1 pseudogene is annotated in these 396 nt (G+C 28.0%); it reads right to left on the minus strand.

Annotation, left to right across the window (positions count from 1 at the left end):
* Positions 1–80: 80 nt before the first annotated feature.
* A pseudogene (locus J7R10_RS09330) lies at positions 81–396 on the minus strand (hypothetical protein); the annotation flags it as partial.

The raw sequence follows: 396 nt of genomic DNA on the forward strand, positions 1-396 counted from the left end.
CAATTGGATGATATTTGTCGACGGTTTCAAAATTAATGGGGTATTGTGTCTTTAAGAAATTGCTCAAAATAGCTTATGTTCTATCTACAACTTTCCTTTGAAACATACATTATTCTATACAGATGCTTTTTACCAAACTCCAAATTGCTTAAAAATACCGGATTTTTTTCAAGTGAAGAAAGACCTTCTCTTTTAAAATCTTCATAAGAAGGTTTGTTTAAAAGCATTATTAAGGTTGTTTGAATTACCAAATTACCAATAACAAAATCTCTAAACGTGATGTTATTTTTTCTTAAAACAGCCATTAGTTTTGATTTATGTGAGATAGAAGCAATAATTTTTTCAAGTCTACTGTCGTAATTCTTATCATGATTTTTATTAGATGTTTCTGACTCT

It is taken from the genome of Bartonella vinsonii subsp. berkhoffii ATCC 51672, assembly GCF_902825225.1.
Lineage (GTDB): Bacteria > Pseudomonadota > Alphaproteobacteria > Rhizobiales > Rhizobiaceae > Bartonella > Bartonella berkhoffii.